The sequence below is a fragment of the Pontibacter locisalis genome (assembly GCF_042684605.1).
In the GTDB taxonomy this organism is placed as follows: Bacteria; Bacteroidota; Bacteroidia; order Cytophagales; family Hymenobacteraceae; genus Pontibacter; species Pontibacter locisalis.
This window is the reverse complement of record NZ_JBHULU010000001.1, coordinates 48,410-66,363: the sequence shown is the minus strand read 5'-3', so window position 1 is coordinate 66,363 and position 17,954 is coordinate 48,410. Positions and strand designations below refer to the sequence as shown.

The following is a 17,954-nucleotide window of genomic DNA, read 5'->3' as shown; positions in this document are numbered from 1 at the left end:
ACCAGATTAAAATTTCAGGATAAATGCTGTACCTTCTCCTTCTGCAGATTGTATCTGAATAGAACCCTGATGTAGAAGAATGATTTGTTTGCACAAGCTCAGGCCAATGCCGGTTCCATTTTTCTTGGTACTAAAAAAGGGAATGAAGATTTTCTCCTGTACCTCCCGTGACATCCCCATGCCGTTATCTGCAACTTTTATTATAGTTTTCCCCTCCTGAGAGTTGTAGGCTGACAAAGTTATACATGGATCAGATTGGTACTTTACTGCCTCAATGGCATTCATAATGAGGTTTATCAAGACCTGGTCCAGTAGATTTTTATCTGCAAGAAGATGCATGCCCGGATCATCCATCTCCATTTCCAGCCTGATGTTCTTTTGAGCCAGGGAAGGTTGCATCAGGTTCTTCAGGTTCCGAAACACTTCCTTTACCGACACATCAACCAGATTGAGCCTGGTGATTTTATTCAGGTTCCGGTAAACTTCCGCAAAACGCAACAGACCTAAACTTCGGCTTTTGATGGTACTTACACCTACCTCAAAATCTTCCAGATCATGTGCCGAAGGACCAGTAGCTGCAGTTTCGTGAAGGCGGTTTTTAAGAGTGTCTGCCAGTGAGGCAATTGGTGCCACAGAGTTCATGATCTCGTGTGTCATCACGTTCAGTAGTTTCTGCCATGCTTTTGACTCAGTCTCATCCAGCGCCTCATTGATATTTTGAAACGCAATCAGTTTATAGGTGTGGCCTTCGCTGCGAAATGCTGTAGCAGATAAGAGAACTTTAAAAGCAGTTTTCTCAAAATGAGCAGTATTGGCAGTCGCAATTTTTGAACGGCCAGGCTCTAATTCCTTCACGGCCAGGTATAGCTCCGGGTCTCTTTTTTCCAGGTAATGAATGGTTTTCATGAAAGGTACGTGCAGCAGCTTTTTCAAAGACTCATTCATCAATACAATTTCTCCGCTATCTGTATCATAAGACAGAATACCTGTTTCCACAAGCTCCATAATCTTTTGGAGGTGTAGGTGCTGGCTTTCTTTCTCCCTGTTTATACTTTTTAGCGTAGTATTTATTTCGTTGAACCCTTTGCGGAGCAACTTCAACTGAGCACTGGGATATTGCTCATTGTAGTATCTGGAAAAATCCCTGTAATGCACAGACTCAATAAACTGGGAAAGCTCGTTTTGAGCTGTTCTTAGAAACCGAGTCAGGTCTACTACCTGGTAGATTATTACGGGTAACAAGAACACAAGTGCTTCAGACCAGCCATAGATAATAAGAACAGCTGGCATGCTTAGAGTAATAAATAGAAATATTACCCGAAGCACCAGTTTCGTGTCAAAGCTCTTAAAGACCATACTTTCCTAAACGCCTGTACAGCGCTGTCCGGGTAATACCCAACTCTTTTGCTGCTCTTGTTAAGTTACCGTCATGCTTTTGCAGCACCCGGTTAATGGTGATCTTTTCCAACTCCTCCAGGTTGCTTTCCTCGGTCAGTGAAGTTTCGATGGGTGCGGCTTCAATGGGGGAGAAGATGATATCCTGACTTTCCAAAACTTCATTATCAGCCATAATTACGGCCCTTTCAATAGCATATTGCAATTCCCGTACATTACCCGGAAAGTGGTAGTGCATGAGCTTGTCTAGAGCTGACTTGCCCAGTTCAGGTACAGGCTTCATGTACTTATTAGCGTACACACCGGTAAAATGCTTCGCAAGCAAAATAATATCATTCCCTCTTTTACGAAGTGGCGGTATCAGGATTTCAACGGTATTGATACGATAGATCAGGTCTTTACGAAATCTCGCTTCATTAGCTAGTTCAGCAAGAGGTACGTTTGTAGCACAAAGAAGTCGTACGTCAATATTGACCGGCTCATTTGATCCAAGCCGGATCACTTGCCTGTTTTGCAGCACACTTAGCAGCTTTGACTGTTGTTGTAGGGTGATGTTACCTATTTCATCTAAAAAGACGGTGCCGCCATTCGCTGTTTCAAATCTGCCTGCACGATCTTCACGGGCATCTGTAAACGCTCCTTTCTTATGTCCGAACAGTTCGCTTTCAAAGAGAGATTCAGTTAAAGCACCTACATCAACCTTTACAAAAGGTTTGTTTGCCCGGAGGGAGTACTGGTGAAGAGCTTTGGCCACAAGTTCTTTTCCTGTTCCATTTTCTCCCAGAATTAAAATATTGGCATCAGTTGGAGCTACTTTTTTTATTTTCAGGAATATATCCTGCATCGCCTCCGACTCACCCAGTAACGCTACATCCGCCAGACCAGCGGGCCTGTTATTACTTTCAGCTTTAGAACCCTTACCCTTTTTGCCAACAGCATCTGATAGAATAGTAAGCAGCTTTTCATTGTGCCATGGCTTTACTACAAAATCAAAAGCTCCTTCTTTTAAAGATTTTATGGCCAGATCAATATCACCGTAAGCGGTGATCATAATCACAGAAGCGTCCGTTCCTGATTCTTTGATTTTTCGGAGCCAATAAATGCCCTCATTGCCAGTGTTCAAAGCGCTCTTGAAGTTCATGTCAAGCATGATTACATCGAATGCATGACGCTTTAGCAGGGAAGGAATATGCTCCGGATCTTTCTCCGTTACAACTTCCTTCACCTGTGGCCGCAGCAACAACCGAACCGCGGTTAAAACATCGGTGTCGTCATCAACAACAAGTATGGAGGCATTTTTTAACTGCATAAAGACAAATTTACACTACCTAAAGAAACTATTATTATGCCATTATTACAACAGCTTGATAATGTGGAGGAACTAGAAAACTATTGCCTGAAGGGCGTGCGAATCCGCACAGTTAGCGCACGAAAATGCACGCAAATAAAATGCAGTTAATGTATAACAACCTTATTTTTAAGCATTTGGATAATTGGCACTTCATCTGTTTACTTAAAGTTGTGAAGAAATTGTTCCTGCTAGGTTTTCACTTCTGTGAAACGTTTACCAAGTTAATGGTGCAGACAAACCGGGTTGTTTTCATTTTCTTCTCTCATAGATAGGAAATTCAACGTCTGATAAATTACTTAAAACTATGTTCAGAAACTACCTAAAAACTGCTTACCGCAACCTGTTCAGGCACAAAGCCTTTACCCTGATCAATATTGCTGGATTAACCCTGGGACTCACGGCCTGTTTACTAATTGGGTTATTTATTTATGATGAACTGCAGTATGATAAATTCCTTCCGGAAGGGGACAGGGTTTACCGGGTTTACAATGACATCTCAGCTCAGGAAGCCGGCACTGTCTTAGCGGCTGTTCCTCCTATGTTCGGAACTACTCTGGAGGAAAGTGTTCCGGAAGTGGAGACAGTTGTTCGCATCCTGATGCAGCAATTTGATGCAAATAATTTGGTGGAAGTCGGAGAGAAGAGCATCTACGAAAAAGGACGCTTCTATTCTGATCCCGAGTTTTTTAATGTGTTTCAACTCCCTTTTAAGTATGGTTCCCCTGAAAAAGCACTTGTGGATCCATCTTCTATCGTTATCTCCGATGCATTTGCTGAGAGAGTGTTTGGAGACATTGATCCGGTTGGTAAAGAGTTAACGGTTAATAAACAGCCTTTTATTGTAAGGGGAGTATTCAGTACGGAGGAAAGATTTCATTTACCAGTAAACTTTGTTCTTCCTTTGGCAGCCGCTGAAATACCAGCCGAACGTATGAAGAACTGGGGATGGCAGCAGTTTTATACTTATGTTAAATTGAAAGAAGGAGCAAATGCAAATGCAGCGGAAGCCAAGCTCCGGGGCATTGTGGCAAAACAAATTGATGAGGCCCGGAACGAACCTTTCAAATACCTCCCTTTCCTGCAGCCCCTGAACGAGGTGTATCTCTATTCTGCTGGCTTCAAACATGATCAATCTATAAAGGGCAACATAACCTATGTAAAAGCACTCGGTATCATAGCTATTTTTATCTTACTTATTGCCTGCTTTAATTTTGTGAACTTGGCAACTGCTAAGTCCTTACAGCGGGCTAAGGAAGTAGGAGTAAGAAAAGCAGTGGGGGCAAGCCGCAGCCAGTTAGTAGTTCAATTCTTGAGTGAGACGGTTTTGCTGACCCTGATAAGTATTATTTTCGCAACAGCACTAACCTCTCTGCTTTTGCCAGCCCTGAATAGCTTTACAGGTAAGGAAATGGTTTTTAATATTTTCACGAATCCTTCTTATGTGCTCCTGCTATTAGCGCTAACGCTTGTAGTGGGTATTCTGGCAGGTTTCTATCCAGCTTTGGTCTTGTCTGGTTTCAAACCTGTTAAAGTGTTAAAAAGTGCCGTGGTTGTCGACACCAAGTTTGGAAGAATTCAGTGGCTCCGGCAAGGTCTGATTGTAGTTCAGTTCGCACTGTCAATATTCCTGATTATTTGTGCAGCGGTTGTTTTCAAGCAGGTAGCTTACCTGCACAACAAAGATCTGGGCTTTAATAAGGAGCAGATCATGTTTTTCCAGATGCGGGGCGATAACATGTTTGGGAACTATGAAACTTTTAAAAGTGAGCTGCTGAAAGGGAAGGGCATTAAAGACGTTTCCATTGGTTATGGTTTCCCGGGCGATGCCACTGCTGGGGATGGAGTCATTGTTCCAAAAGATGGCGAAAAGATAAGACAATCTACAGCTATGCTGATGGTAGACTTTGACTATATCAATACATTGGATGTGAAAGTTGTAGCAGGAAGACCTTTCTCAAAAGACTACAAGACAGACGCTGATCATGCTTTTATGATAAATGAGACTGCTGTTAGAGAATTGGGGTATGGTAGCCCTGAGAAAGCAATTGGTCAGTCTTTGTTATGGCCAAGATGGGATGCTCCTGATTCGCTCAAAGAGGGGAAAATTATAGGTGTTGTGAAAGATTTCCATTTTAAGAGCTTATATGATAAAATGGATCCTACGGTTCTTCAGATTTATCCGGGTGCATACTGGAAGGTAGCTGTTAAAATGGATACTGAAAACTTAGCAGGAACTATAAATTATGTAAAGGGAGTCTGGGATAAGTTTTCTCCCGATTACCCGATAGAGTACATCTTCATGGATGATAATTTCCAAAAGATGTACAAGGCGGAAGATAAGCTTAAATCCCTTTTATCAATCTTTACCCTGATCGCTATTTTTGTTGCCTGCCTTGGTTTATTTGGTTTGGCTGCCTACTCAGCTGAGCGTCGTAAAAAGGAAATAGGAATCCGGAAAGTACTGGGAGCTGAAACATCTTCTATTGTAACGCTGCTTTCCAAAGATTTTCTGATCCTCGTTCTTGTTGCAGCCCTCATAGCTTTTCCTCTGGCCTGGTATGCAATGGGGTTATGGTTACAGAATTTTGCCTATCGTATCGATATGCCTGTGTGGGTGTTTTTAGTAGCGGCTCTCATTGCTGCAGTTGTCGCCTTCCTGACAATTAGCTATCAGGCTTTAAAAGCCGCCACAGCTAACCCGGTTACCAACCTCAGGTTCGAATAAATAACAGGCATTTTTTCCTTTGCCGCCCGGTTTGTGCAGGTGCTGAAACAGCACGCTTTGTACAGGCCGGGCGGCTTTGGTTTTAGGGTAAGCCTATAGTAACTACTCCAAGCTGCCAGAGCAGACATAAACATGAGCAGTTTTGCTACGTTAATAAGGATGTACCAAAAAACAGAAAGCTATGAATAACAACTTTGATTATAATCCTATCAACAAGAACCATTATGCTGATTTTGACGAACACGGAAACCCTTTAACAGGTAACCGGAACAGCCTTTCACGATACACACCTGATAGAGGGTTTGGGATGAATCGCGGAAGTGAAGAAAACGACGAACCAAGGAGGAGTCGGAATTCGAATGCCGCACATGCTTACGGTGACATGAGCAGGGGCACCCGTTATGGGGAAGGAGGAAGCAGGCAAGGGGGCGGCTCATCATACGGCCACTCGAACTATGGCTTATCTGGTAATAAAGGGCCACGCTTTACCCAGCATGACAGGAGCCGCGATGAGAGCAGGCAGTACAATGCATATGGAGATTCCAACCATTATGATACCCGCAACCACCGTTTGAGCAACAGCTTTGGGCGTAGCAGCGATGGAGGATATATTCACGATGACAGGAACAGGGGTTATCCAAACCAAGGACACTATGATGACAGTTACCAGGGCGGGCGGTACAGAAACTCAGGCCAGCAAGACGCTGGTTACGACCGAGAGCGCTACAACCGTCAGAACATGAGCCAGAACAGGATTGACTACAGTAATCGCGGCTACATTGATGAAGGCTGGCGAAGCAGGCAAGAAAATGAGCGATATGATAACAGGTTCAATAATGAACGGGACCGTTTTAATCGCAACCGTGGATGGTAAACAGATAAGTCCATACCTATAAAAGGAGCCGCTAAGAATTAGCGGCTCCTTTTATAGGTTCAGTCCTCTTTTTCCAGTTTTGTCAGACTTTCGGAATTTATACAGTACCTGACCCCAAACGGCTCCGGGCCATCATTGAATACATGCCCCAGGTGACTGTCACACACATTACACAAGACTTCTATCCTGTTCATGTTATGGCTGTCGTCAAAGGCATACTTGACTGCACTCTTGCTGATGGCTTTCTTAAAGCTGGGCCAGCCAGAAATTGCGTGGTACTTTTCTCTTGAATCAAAAAGTAACTCGCTACAGCCTATGCAAGCATATACCCCCGGTTCATAGGATCGGCAGTAGGCGTTGCGATAAGGTGGCTCTGTTCCTTTTTTTCTTGTAATCTCAAACTGTGCCGGAGTTAGCTCCTGGCGCCACTCTTCCTCTGTCTTTTCAACTTTTCGGGGTGGTTCGGGATTACTGTACTTGGCGTATTTGAATATATCAATCCAGCGCATTACTCTTTTCAGGAATTAAACCTACTGCGTAAGCTGTTCAAGCACATGTTGTTGCTGGTCCCTTTAATTTGAAGCTTTCCTGTTCCTGGCTTAACTGGGATTTATTCTTTTCCTTAAGAACTGCAGGAAAGCATGGAGCAGCCGGCTTTCTTGTTTGCCCATTCTGGTCTGGTCTGGAAGAACTCATCAAATTTATCAGAGTAAGGAGCTTTGATGGCTTCCTGTAATTTCAGAAACAGCTGATCCTTTCCTTGTTCCAGTTCTTCAATCGCCTGATGGAGCAGGTAGTTCCGGAGAACAAAGCGTGGGTTAGCTGCTTGCATCATTTCCTGTGATGCGGATCGCTTAATGGTGTTAGTATTGAGGCGGTTCAGATAAGCTCTGATCAGGACAAAAAGGGCTGTACTTTCCTCTTCTGTCAGCTCATGATAAAAGCTTTTTTCAAAGTATTTTGTTACATCATCAGCACTACCAAGCTGAAGCGGCAAGTTAATGAGAAGTTGAAAGAACATGGTCATGTCAGGTTGTACGGCTGCGAGCGTTTTCTCGAAGTGCCTGATCAGTTCCATATCCTGCTCTGCCACCTGGTCAAGACCTAGTTTCCTGCCCATCATGGCATAGTAGTTCTGCCAGTACACATCCTTGTAGCTTTCCAGTATTGCTACCAGCTCATCTTTCTTTTCCGGTAGAAGAGGTAAAAGCGCTCCGGCAAGGCATCCTAAGTTCCAATAAGCTACAGAAGGTTGTTTTCCGAAGGCATAGCGTTTGCCTGGAAGGTCTGTGGTGTTAGGCGTAAAATCCGGATCATAATTATCTACAAATGAGTAAGGGCCATAATCTATGGTTAGTCCAAGTACAGACATATTATCTGTATTCATCACACCATGCACAAAGCCCACACGCATCCATTCCACCATTAGCTTAGCTGTGCGGTCTACTAAATCTTTAAACCAAGTCAATACTTTGTTTTCTCCCTTGATGTGTGGGAAATAGCGGGTAATAGTCCAGTCTGTAAGTTTACGCAGGTTATCTACTTCTTTGCGGGCATTTAGTATTTCAAAATTACCAAAGCGCAAAAAGCTGGGTGCTACCCGCATCACAATAGCTCCGGGTTCGTAAGCAGCATTTCCGTTATAAAACATATCCCGCAGCACTGGCTCTCCTGTTGCTACAAGGCTTAATGCTCTTGTGGTAGGAACACCAAGGTAGTGCATCGCTTCGCTCATTAGATACTCCCGCACAGAGGAACGAAGCACAGCTCTGCCGTCTGCTCTACGGGAGTAGGGGGTAGGGCCTGCACCCTTTAACTGCAGCTCAAAGGTCTTACCGTCTGGATTTTCCCATTCACCCAGTGTAATGGCACGTCCGTCGCCGAGCTGGCCGGCCCAGTTGCCAAATTGGTGCCCGGCATAGCAGGCAGCATAAGGATGCATCGTATCTGTGACGAAATTTCCGCCAAGTATGTCAACGTTCTTTTGGTCCTTAGGCTTTTCTATTCCTAGCTCTTTTGCCAATTCCTCCGACCATGCCAGGAGTGTTGGCTGTTCAACAGGTGTGGGTATAGCTTTGCTATATAAAACCCCTGGTGTCTGACGTGGAGTCAGGTTCCCCGTGTCATCACCTTCAAAGGTTTCAACAAATTCTTTCTTGTACTCTTTTGAGCTTAGGCTCTGCATAAGTTTCAGTATAAAAACAATAATGAATGCTTATGGGCAAAACTAATCGGGACTTAAAAACAGGAATAAGTTTAAAGTAAAAAAAGCTATACGGCTTTTTTTACTTTAACAGCATTAGGACCTTTAGGTGTTACTTCTATTTCGAAGGTAACTTTGTTATTTTCCTTGATGGCATCAACCAGACCATTCACATGCACAAAAATGCTTTCCTGTGTTTCCTGATCTTTGATAAAGCCATAGCCCTTAGATTCGTTGAAGAAAGCTACGATACCGGTTCTTACAACCTCCGGCTCCACGTCCTCACGTTTAGGAACACCTATTTGTATATCTTCCTGAATGATTACTTTCTTTTGCTTTGGATCAGGGGGGGTAGAGGTGAAGTTTCCGTCTTCATCTACATAAGCGATCATGGCTTCCAGGCCCTGACCTTTGTTCGCGTTTGCTTTGCGCTCTTCTCGCTTCTCCTCTTTATCCTTTCTTTTTCTTAATTTCTTCTTTTCTTTTTCTTTTTTGCTGAATGTTTCCTGTGATCTGCCCATAAATTTTTATGTTTTAGTTTAAACTCCTGCTTTACAACTGTACAGCAGTATTTGCCTGAAAAGCAGAAAGGTGTAGTTAAGCTTTCTGTTCGGCTCTTATTCTTAACGCCACTGGTGCAGTAACAATTCAAATAAGAGCCTGGTAAAGTAATTATAATACTTCACAAGGTGGTGTCAGCCTCATTTTTATTAATAATGAATTGCTGATGTAGCTTATAAAGGAATAATTATGCCCCTGGGTAATTCAGGGGCTTTTGATTCAGGCTGAAAGATAGAGTTGTAATTGCTTCTTTAGCGGGTATTGTGCAAATATAAGCGATTTCCTGTAATAATACAGCTGGAGGCGTTATTACTTGTTCTTTTTGCCTCTACTTCTATTCGCTTTCTTTTCTTCGCTTCTGTCCTTTTTAATCTGCTTAAACTCCTCGTTCGATACTATCAAAGTGTACTCTACGGAAGTCAGAATGGTTAGGTCAGCATCAAAATCATATTCAGTTGTTGCCGTAAGTTTTTTATTTTCGTTTAACTCAAAGCCACCCTCAACTTCGTCATATACTTGAAACTCGTGTTCTCCTTCTTGCAGGTGTTTCCCGGTTATGCGGGCTAACCTGTCTCCGGTGATCAAAATTGGAGCTTCCAGTTCATCTACAAAGTCAAATGGTTGATAAAACCGGCCATCTTTCTTGTAGGTAATGTACTCTACCTTATCTATTTCAAGAGTGATATCATGGTTATCATCATCTCTCTTATTTTTAATACGGAGCAGGTTTCCTGTTAATTTCATAGATATCAAAAATGACCTTTTGTGTCGCAATTGGGAAATATCTGCGAAGATAGGAAGTATAAGTTAAAGCCACATGCCAAATCCGGAAGGAAGAGCACCTTAAAGATTAATTACCCTCTCCTTTTTATTTCGGCAGGTAATAGCAAATACAGTAAAGACTACAGGCAAAATAAGGATTCCTGCCATCAAGAATATCCAATATCGTTTAACACCGTACTAAAACTAAAACATGTAAAAACTTATGAAGACGAATTACAAGACTATCGACAACCTGATTGATAACCCTTCAGAGATTTCAGAAGTGATTAAAAATCCACAAAAGTATGGCATGGATTTCTGGGACGAACTTTCGGAACAGCATAAAAGCTATGTGGTTTTTGCCGCCGCCGCCGGACTTCTGATGTATGGGCTGTACCTTTACAGACAAGGAAGCCAAATGGGCCTGGAAGAGAATAATACTAACCAGGGTGAACTTTCACAGGGACAGCAGTCTTAAGGGAAAGTCTTTCCTATAGTACCGGCAATAACTTCTCGCTTTCTGAAGTCCGAAAAGAAATTCATTCTGTAGAGTATTAACCATTACGGGAGTTTGCCAGTTAGGTTTCTTCTAAAGTGCCAAGCCCATTTATTGGGCTTTTTTTTATAAGTTCTTATCCTGTAGTATATTTTCTGTCTCGCCGGTAATTCTCTGGCAATCTCTTTCAAGGTATCTATACCCCAAAGATCCTATTATTTTAATTTACCAGTGACATAATGCCCTCCCTTCCGTTTTCCATCTTAACTTTGTTCAGATAAAGTTTACTTCATTTATACACGAAAAACATAAAAGATTACCTACCATGTCTACTGTGGAAACCAGCGAATTTTTCAAGACACAACGGGACACATCTGAGATAAAGGCTGAAATTTTAAATGAATTTTTCAAAGCATGGTGTAATGCCATGCTACAGGGGCAGCGTTATAAATCAGATCATACCCTTGCCTATATTGATCTGTATGCTGGGGAAGGCGTAAGTGAAGATGGAAAGCCAGCTACACCCGTAAAGATCCTTAACAGTATATTTGGTGCTACAGATAAGTATAACCTCAATAAAATCGTCTGGACGTTCTTTACTGACGAAAAGCAAACCATTGCCGGAAAGTTGAAGCACAACCTGGAAAGCCTTCCTTATTACGAAGAGCTGGCTCATAAGCCTGTTATGCTTAATGAGGAGATAAACTTCAGCTATCTTGCCCGTGTTCTAGGAAAAGGTGCATCTGCGTTAATGTTCACAGATCCCTTTGGTTATACTTTCTCACAACAGATGCTGCTCCAGTCAATCAGTAGGTGGAGTATGGATGTTTTTATGCTGTTCAGCCCGGCTAAAATGCGTGCTGCTATTCAGCATACCGATGACAAGGATATTCTGTTTGATATTTTCGGAGCGGATAGGATTGCTAAAATCAGGGACTTCTGTGAAAGGTATCAGGATGCCTCTCAGCGGGAAGATTTTATTATAGACAGCTTTGAGGATATATTCAGGGAGAAGGAGTATAAAACCTTCCGTTTTAAAATAAGTCTTCCAAAGAAAAACCAGACGAGCCATTACCTCTTTTTCGTTTCCAAAACAGATACAGCTTACATGAAAATGAAGGAGCTGATGCTCATGTACAGTGATTACCAGGAGGATGGAGTCCCTTTGTTTGGTGCGAACATCAAACACCAGATGTCGCTTTTCCAGGACCAGTACAGGTACTCCATCAAAAACCTGATCTCTGACTTATCGGGCAAGGCAGGGTTTTATCATAACCTGCCTCTAGATAGCATCTACAGGCATCATAACATTGGCACAAACTACATCCGTGGTAACTACCAGGAGGCATTCGAAGAACTACGGAAAAAAGGAGTGATAGAGGCTATAAACCCAGTTTCACGGAAGCCAATGCGCAAAGTGTCATTTACGTCTATTGTTGCTTATCAAAAGTAGCTGCTCTAAAACATACACAGCATAGACAGATATAGATTATGAAGTTAGCCAGGACGCCTTTCAAACTTGCCCTTTTATTGATTTTGATTCTTCTACAGACAACTGCGTTAGCACAGGCTGTTCCGGAAAAGTTAGCTGCTGCTTTCAAAGCTTTTGAAGAGGATCTGCAGATGCGCAATGGTATTGCTTCGCTGTATGTAGCAGATGCTAAAACTGGCCAAGTGGTGTTTCAGAAGAATGGCATGATGGGGTTGGCCCCGGCTTCCACTATGAAAGTTATCACGAGCATAAGCGCTTATGAACTTCTGGGCAAAAACTTCCGGTACGAAACCAAATTTGCGTTTCAGAAAAATAACAACAAGCCAACGCTTTTGATTTTACCCAGTGGCGATCCTACTTTCGGTAGCTGGCGCTGGGACGAAACAAAGGAGGAAAAAGTGCTTGAGAATTTATCACAGGCTATAGCTAAAACTGGCGTAAAGACTTTTAATGAGGTAGTGATTAACAATTTTGGATGGAATGATGAAACAGTGCTAGACGGTTGGCTGTGGCAGGATATTGCTAACTATTATGGCGCAGGACCTGCACAATTAAACTGGCGCGAGAATCAGTACGATGTATTTTTAAAGTCGGGTAGTCGTATAGGAGATCCTGTCACCGTGATAAGAACAGTTCCTTACATGTATAACTACGGATTAAGGTCTGAACTGACTTCAGCAGCTGCCGGTACTGGTGATAATGCTTACATCTACTTCCCTTTAAATGCTCCTGCTGCCACTATTAGAGGAACCATTCCTATTAACGAGAGTAGTTTCAAAATTTCTGGTGCAATGCCATCTGCTGCACACCAGTTTGTTTACACATTAGCTGACACATTAAAGGCATCAGGCATCACAATTTCTACAAGTCCAGCCTTTACAGTTAAATCCCCGGTAGCGGGTGCCAGTTATTCTGTTTTTCACACTGTTACCTCCCCACCTTTGGATAGTATCATCTACTGGTTTAACCGCAAAAGCGTGAATCTATTTGGAGAGGCACTAGTTAAAACAATCGCTTATAAAAATACAGAAAGCAGTTCTACCGAAGCAGGTCTTCAAGTTATCAGAGACTACTGGAAGCAGCGCGGTATCACTGAAACAGAGCTTAGTATGGTAGATGGATCAGGTCTTTCTCCTCTTAACCGTGTTACAACGCATGCCCAGGTAGCCGTACTGCAGCACGCACGCGGCCAATCCTGGTTCAATGGTTTCTATGCTTCGCTGCCCCTTTACAATAATATGAAAATGAAGAGCGGCACCATCCAGGGAGCAAAAGGCTATACTGGGTATCATAAAAGTAAAGACGGTAAAGAGTATACTTTTTCCTTCCTGGTAAATAACTACAATGGCTCTGCAGGCGCCATCGTTAAAAAAATGTATAAGGTTCTGGATGAACTTAAATAACTGAAAAGGCCCTGATAAATTTCAGGGCCTTTTCAGTTACTGTTTCGCGTATTTGGTTTATCACTTGGGCTATCAGGTCCTGAACTTGCTTTTCCTTTTTTCGCTCCACCACTGGTGCCTTCTCTGTTCGGCTTGTTTTTACCACGTGTTTTTCCGCTCCGCCTGCCACGCACCGGACCCGTGTTGGAGCCTCGGGAACGTCTGCTTACCCTGCCTTCCTCATTTCCATGAGACTTTACCTCACTGCTCTTTCCCCGATCGTTAGCCACAACTCTGATCTTCTTTCGTTATATACACAGTGAAAGCTGGAATCCCCCGGTTACATTGTTTACGAATCAGACGCAATACGATTGTCTGTTACTTATCAAGTTCCCCTAAAAGGTTTTTCATGTCCAGCGGACGGGTGTACATGTTAAGTGAACCATCTGAATTCTTTGGCCACTGCTCTTTGGGTCGGTCCCAATATAGTTCCACACCATTCTGGTCCGGATCAGATAAGTAAATTGCTTCTGATACGCCATGGTCTGATGCACCGGCCAAAGGATATCCCGACTCCATCAGCCTTTTCACAATTGCGGCCAGATCTTTACGGGTAGGGTAGAGGATAGCAGTATGAAAAAGGCCGGTACTTTTATGCGGTGGCGGTGATCCATTTTTGCTATACCAGGTGTTAAGGCCGATGTGATGGTGGTATCCTCCGGCTGATATAAAAGCGGCCTCTTCTCCGTATGTGGTGGTAAGTTCAAATCCGAGCAAGTCACAATAAAACTTCAAAGCCCTGTCAAGGTCTGCTACCTTCAGGTGTACATGCCCGATAGATGTCTGAGGAGGGATGCTATATTTCTGGTCCATAGGTATACAATCAGTTATTCTACCCATTACGGATTTTAAGTAATAAAATTTGCTGCCAACTCTTTCCAGGGCGAGAAGATGGAATTGATTTTTCTGGAGTGTTTTCCAATGATGATGAAGATCATGTTTGAAAATGACTTATACACTCAATAAAAGTCTTGTGGCAAAGTAATTTTGATGTGCTGCCATAAGGCAAAATTTAACTGTTGTAATCACTCAAGTTCAATAATTATGAAAACGTATTTAGTGCCAGTAGATTTTTCTGATACCTCCCGTTTAGCGCTTGAATATGCTCTTGATTTGGCTATCAAAACAGAAGCTAGGGTGCTGGCTATCCACGTTTATGAAGTAGCTGCCGTCTTACCCGGCTTTGCTGAAGTTATGATGCAGGAGACGCTCAGGGAAACAGAGAAAGAGATGAGTGCTTTCCTTTCAGGGATAGACCATAGAGGAGCATCGCTCTCCACTATAGTTAGAGAAGGAGGCGTTGTTGGGGAAATTTCTAAGGCCATTAAAGAACTTAATATTTCTTTGGTGATAATGGGAACAGGTGGTGGAAAGAACCTCGCAAAGAAGCTTTTTGGAACTACGACGGAAGCTGTTGCCAAGAAAGGATTATGTCCGGTACTCGTAATTCCGGAGGGTGCTGTTATTAAACCCATAGAGCATATTGTCTATGCTGCTGACCTTGAAAACGGGGATGAGCTGACTGTGCTGCAGCTTCTGCAGTTCAAGAAACTGTTTAATGCATCCATCACTTTTCTGCATATAGAAAATGATAAGCAACCGAACTACATTCCTAATGAGTACATAAAAGAGAACCTTCAGCAGCTATACCCAGAAGCTGGACTCAGGTTTATAGAAATCAAACAAAAAGAAGTAGCTGAAGGCATTTCTGACTTTGTGCAGGCGCATGAAACAAGTCTCCTTGCATTTACAATAATCAACAGGCACCTGGTAGACAGGATTGGGCACACTAGTGTAACCTCCAGGTTGCTTCACAATTTAAAGCTTCCAATGCTGGCATTACCAGAAAACGGAATATTACTTGATATCCGGCAAAGGGAGATTTCCGGCGAAGAAAAAAGTGTTTAACTGATGTCGTTTCTCTGTCCATAAACGGAGCATAAATTTATACCTATTACTCTAAGTCCTGATTGGCGCTGCTGATCAGGACTTTTTATTCAAGGCCGGAGTTCCTGCGTATTGAACAGGTAGGGAAAAGAATAAGAGATCGTATGACTGTGGCAAGAGACAAAGATAAAACAGGAAGGTTAACGGCAAAGCAAAGTAGCAAAACAACTAAAAGAGAGGTCGCTACAGGTGTTAGACCACTTCGCTTAGACGATCAGGAGAATGGTTATTTATACGTGCCAGTAAACTATAACCGGCTTACTTCAGCTGCATTGGCTGTTATGTTTCATGGGGCCGGAGCTACCGCTGAACAAGGGCTTTCACTCATCCGCAGGTACGCCGATGATAACAACATCCTTATCATGGCACCTGCTTCTCATGCTCAGTCATGGGACATTATCGTAGACCACAATTTCGGGATAGATGTAAGTCTACTGGATCAGGCATTGGCTCATGTTTTTGAAGAATTTGTTATTGACTCCAAACACATCGGGATTGGTGGTTTCTCAGATGGGGCTTCTTATGCTTTAAGCTTAGGTCTGACAAACGGAGATCTTTTTACACATATCATTGCTTTCTCACCTGGTTTTGCCTATACGGTGGAGAAAAGAGGCATACCTGCTGTGTTTATGTCTCATGGAATAGATGATCCAGTGTTGCCTATTGATCCTTGCGGCAGACGAATTGCTCCTCTCCTAAGGGAGCAGGGGCTGGCGCTGGAATTCAAAGAGTTTAAAGGCGGACATGAAATTCCGGATGATATTTCTGCAAGTGCAGTTCATTGGTTTTTAAAGGCAGCCTGAATAGTTTGTAGGGGATCAACCCACTTATTACCTGCATCTTTAAATAAAACCACTTTAAAAGGTTTTAAGGTGAGAGCAAATCTTTGCGAAACAAAAATCTTAAAAGAATCATACAAAATCCTGATCATAACTAAAGACGTATGAGGTATGTCAAGGGTAATTACTTCAAAATAGATACTCTAAGGAGATAAGCTGGCGCTACTTCTAGTTTATTTGAAAAGGTTTATTAACTTTAAAATGCAGGCCTTAGACCTTAAGGAGACCCTGCATCGGAATCCAGTACAATGTCAGGAACAGAAATAAGGAGAGAAGCAGAGCTGAGTCTTATCGAGGCACTTAAACAAGGAAGGCAGGAGGTAATGGGCCAGTTATATGATGCCTATGCACCTGTATTGATGGGAATGATCTCCAGAATTGTGGAAGATACTGAAGTTGCCGAAGAGGTGCTGCAGGAAACCTTTGTAGCCATTTGGTCTCGGATAGGAGTGTACGATTCCACAAAAAGCAGGTTTCTGATCTGGAGCCTGGCAATTGCCAGGGGCATTGCCCTGCAGGCAGTGAACTCAGGTAAGTTGAAGGGAATAAGCCTGAACGGACAGCAAGAAAACAACAAAGCGAAAGAAAACACCCAATCAAGGGTAGAAGAGGAGAACCGGTTTAACTTGAGATCTGTTCTGAGCCTGGAGCCTCAGGAGAGAGCAGTTCTTGAACTGGTGTATCTGAAAGGAAGAAGTTGTTCCGAAGCCGCAAAAGAATTAGGATTAACGGAACAGCAATTAGTAACAAGCTTAAAAAAGGCATTCATACTTTTAAAACAAAGGAAGCAGGCATGAGCCCTATTAAAGAATTTATAGAGTCAGGGGTTTTAGAGCTTTACGTTTTGGGTGCTACTACTCCGGAGCAAAACCTTGAGGTAGAACAAATGGCAGCAGCCCACGCTGTTGTTCGCCAGGAATTAGATGAGATTAGCCTGTCGATGGAGAATTATGCCCTTGCAAATGCTGTTAAGCCAAAAGAAACAGTTAAACCTCTTCTTTTAGCTTCTATTGATTATATAGAACGGATGAAGAAGGGGGAGCTACCTGCTATACCACCTGTTGTTACAGAAGAATCCCGTGCGGAAGAATATGCGCAGTGGGTAAATCGGGAAGACATGACATTGCCCGCTGATGCTGATGAAATTTATGCAAAAATAATCGGATACACTCCTGCTGCTATAACTGCTATTGTGTGGATAAAAAAAGACATGTCTGAGTATGAAGTGCACCATGATGAAAATGAGCGTTTTCTGATATTGGAAGGTACTTGTGACATGATAGTGGAGGGAGAGGTGTTTAAACTTAAAGCAGGGGATTTTTTTGCTGTACCACTACATGCACGGCACAAAGTGAAGATAACTTCTGAAGTGCCTTGTAAAGCTGTTTTACAGCGTCTGAGCATTAATTAACAAAACCTTACCTGCTGTAAAAACCCATTAGTTCACCTGATCCCAATATATGGTAGCTCATGCTGTTAAGTAAGGCTGCTTTAGTGCTGCCGGCAGGTAAATCAATATTAATGTCTATGGCGTACACCCTGATGTAGTACCGATGGGTGCCAAGAGAAGTGCAGGGGCCTTTGTAACCTTGGTCGCCAAAGTCGTTTTTCCCTTGTACGCCTGGTGAACTTCCCTTTTCTATCTCATTGGTTGGCGGAATATTCCACATAAGCCAATGCGTCCAGGTACCTGCTGGAGCATCAGGATCTTCCATAATGAGAACAAGGCTTTGAGTTCCTACAGGAAGCTCTGCGATCTGAAGGGGCGGACTTTGATTTTCCCCATCACAGGTAAACTCCTCAGGTATTTTTTCCCCGTTTTCAAAAGCAGGGCTGCTTAATTGAATTCGTATCAATGTATCCATAG

General features: G+C 42.9%; 18 protein-coding genes. 9 read left to right on the top strand and 9 right to left on the bottom strand.

Annotated features, from left to right (window positions below):
- Positions 1-6 precede the first annotated feature (6 nt).
- Both ACFSRY_RS00335 and ACFSRY_RS00330 read right to left on the bottom strand, forming a co-directional pair.
- A complete protein-coding gene (locus ACFSRY_RS00335) occupies positions 7-1,356 on the bottom strand; it encodes a sensor histidine kinase (protein ID WP_377502108.1) in 1,350 nt (449 codons plus the stop codon).
- Positions 1,346-2,704: a sigma-54-dependent transcriptional regulator gene (locus ACFSRY_RS00330; RefSeq protein ID WP_377502105.1), complete on the bottom strand. Its 1,359-nt coding sequence runs from the start codon at positions 2,702-2,704 to the stop codon at positions 1,346-1,348. Before ACFSRY_RS00330 ends, ACFSRY_RS00335 begins: the two co-directional genes overlap by 11 nt.
- 346 nt (positions 2,705-3,050) lie before the next feature.
- On the opposite strand from ACFSRY_RS00330, the gene ACFSRY_RS00325 reads away from it, so the two are divergent.
- Positions 3,051-5,471, top strand: a complete 2,421-nt coding sequence (locus ACFSRY_RS00325; RefSeq protein WP_377502102.1) for an ABC transporter permease — start codon at positions 3,051-3,053, stop codon at positions 5,469-5,471.
- 181 nt (positions 5,472-5,652) lie between these two features.
- Positions 5,653-6,345 (top strand): hypothetical protein, encoded by a 693-nt coding sequence (locus ACFSRY_RS00320; RefSeq protein ID WP_377502099.1) that lies wholly within the window; start codon positions 5,653-5,655, stop codon positions 6,343-6,345.
- A 59-nt stretch (positions 6,346-6,404) separates the two neighbouring features.
- On the opposite strand, the gene msrB is transcribed toward ACFSRY_RS00320, so the two are convergent.
- From msrB to ACFSRY_RS00300, 4 genes are all read right to left on the bottom strand, one after another.
- Positions 6,405-6,854 carry a peptide-methionine (R)-S-oxide reductase MsrB gene (gene msrB / locus ACFSRY_RS00315; RefSeq protein ID WP_377502096.1) on the bottom strand — a complete coding sequence of 150 codons (450 nt, stop codon included), beginning with the start codon at positions 6,852-6,854 and terminating at the stop codon, positions 6,405-6,407.
- 113 nt (positions 6,855-6,967) lie between these two features.
- Complete coding sequence (locus tag ACFSRY_RS00310; RefSeq protein ID WP_377502093.1) at positions 6,968-8,530, bottom strand: protein adenylyltransferase SelO; 1,563 nt, start codon at positions 8,528-8,530, stop codon at positions 6,968-6,970.
- Between the two features lie 86 nt (positions 8,531-8,616).
- Complete coding sequence (locus ACFSRY_RS00305; protein WP_377502090.1) at positions 8,617-9,069, bottom strand: cold-shock protein; 453 nt, start codon at positions 9,067-9,069, stop codon at positions 8,617-8,619.
- A 349-nt stretch (positions 9,070-9,418) separates the two neighbouring features.
- Positions 9,419-9,853: a hypothetical protein gene (locus tag ACFSRY_RS00300; protein WP_377502087.1), complete on the bottom strand. Its 435-nt coding sequence runs from the start codon at positions 9,851-9,853 to the stop codon at positions 9,419-9,421.
- 241 nt (positions 9,854-10,094) lie between these two features.
- On the opposite strand from ACFSRY_RS00300, the gene ACFSRY_RS00295 reads away from it, so the two are divergent.
- The 3 genes from ACFSRY_RS00295 to dacB all read left to right on the top strand — a co-directional run bounded on the left by ACFSRY_RS00295 (position 10,095) and on the right by dacB (position 13,262).
- Positions 10,095-10,349: a hypothetical protein gene (locus ACFSRY_RS00295; RefSeq protein WP_377502084.1), complete on the top strand. Its 255-nt coding sequence runs from the start codon at positions 10,095-10,097 to the stop codon at positions 10,347-10,349.
- Positions 10,350-10,692: 343 nt separating this feature from the next.
- Positions 10,693-11,820 carry a three-Cys-motif partner protein TcmP gene (gene tcmP / locus ACFSRY_RS00290; protein ID WP_377502081.1) on the top strand — a complete coding sequence of 376 codons (1,128 nt, stop codon included), beginning with the start codon at positions 10,693-10,695 and terminating at the stop codon, positions 11,818-11,820.
- A gap of 38 nt (positions 11,821-11,858) precedes the next feature.
- Positions 11,859-13,262, top strand: a complete 1,404-nt coding sequence (gene dacB / locus ACFSRY_RS00285; protein WP_377502078.1) for a D-alanyl-D-alanine carboxypeptidase/D-alanyl-D-alanine endopeptidase — start codon at positions 11,859-11,861, stop codon at positions 13,260-13,262.
- Positions 13,263-13,294: 32 nt separating this feature from the next.
- Here the strand turns inward: dacB and ACFSRY_RS00280 are convergent, their stop codons facing one another.
- Positions 13,295-13,531, bottom strand: coding sequence for a hypothetical protein (locus tag ACFSRY_RS00280; RefSeq protein ID WP_377502075.1), 237 nt, complete (start codon positions 13,529-13,531; stop codon positions 13,295-13,297).
- Positions 13,532-13,619: 88 nt separating this feature from the next.
- Positions 13,620-14,114 carry a VOC family protein gene (locus ACFSRY_RS00275; RefSeq protein WP_377502072.1) on the bottom strand — a complete coding sequence of 165 codons (495 nt, stop codon included), beginning with the start codon at positions 14,112-14,114 and terminating at the stop codon, positions 13,620-13,622.
- A gap of 231 nt (positions 14,115-14,345) precedes the next feature.
- Here ACFSRY_RS00275 and ACFSRY_RS00270 point away from each other — a divergent pair, with 231 nt between their 5' ends.
- The 4 genes from ACFSRY_RS00270 to ACFSRY_RS00255 all read left to right on the top strand — a co-directional run bounded on the left by ACFSRY_RS00270 (position 14,346) and on the right by ACFSRY_RS00255 (position 17,498).
- Positions 14,346-15,209 (top strand): universal stress protein, encoded by an 864-nt coding sequence (locus tag ACFSRY_RS00270; RefSeq protein ID WP_377502069.1) that lies wholly within the window; start codon positions 14,346-14,348, stop codon positions 15,207-15,209.
- A 62-nt stretch (positions 15,210-15,271) separates the two neighbouring features.
- On the top strand, positions 15,272-16,051 hold the full coding sequence (locus ACFSRY_RS00265; protein ID WP_377502066.1) for an alpha/beta hydrolase: 780 nt from the start codon (positions 15,272-15,274) through the stop codon (positions 16,049-16,051).
- A gap of 284 nt (positions 16,052-16,335) precedes the next feature.
- Positions 16,336-16,884: an RNA polymerase sigma factor gene (locus tag ACFSRY_RS00260; RefSeq protein WP_377502063.1), complete on the top strand. Its 549-nt coding sequence runs from the start codon at positions 16,336-16,338 to the stop codon at positions 16,882-16,884.
- Positions 16,881-17,498: a cupin domain-containing protein gene (locus ACFSRY_RS00255; RefSeq protein ID WP_377502060.1), complete on the top strand. Its 618-nt coding sequence runs from the start codon at positions 16,881-16,883 to the stop codon at positions 17,496-17,498. The genes ACFSRY_RS00260 and ACFSRY_RS00255 overlap by 4 nt, the downstream gene beginning before the upstream one ends.
- A gap of 7 nt (positions 17,499-17,505) precedes the next feature.
- Here the strand turns inward: ACFSRY_RS00255 and ACFSRY_RS00250 are convergent, their stop codons facing one another.
- Positions 17,506-17,952, bottom strand: a complete 447-nt coding sequence (locus ACFSRY_RS00250) for a YbhB/YbcL family Raf kinase inhibitor-like protein (RefSeq protein WP_377502057.1) — start codon at positions 17,950-17,952, stop codon at positions 17,506-17,508.
- Positions 17,953-17,954 lie beyond the last annotated feature (2 nt).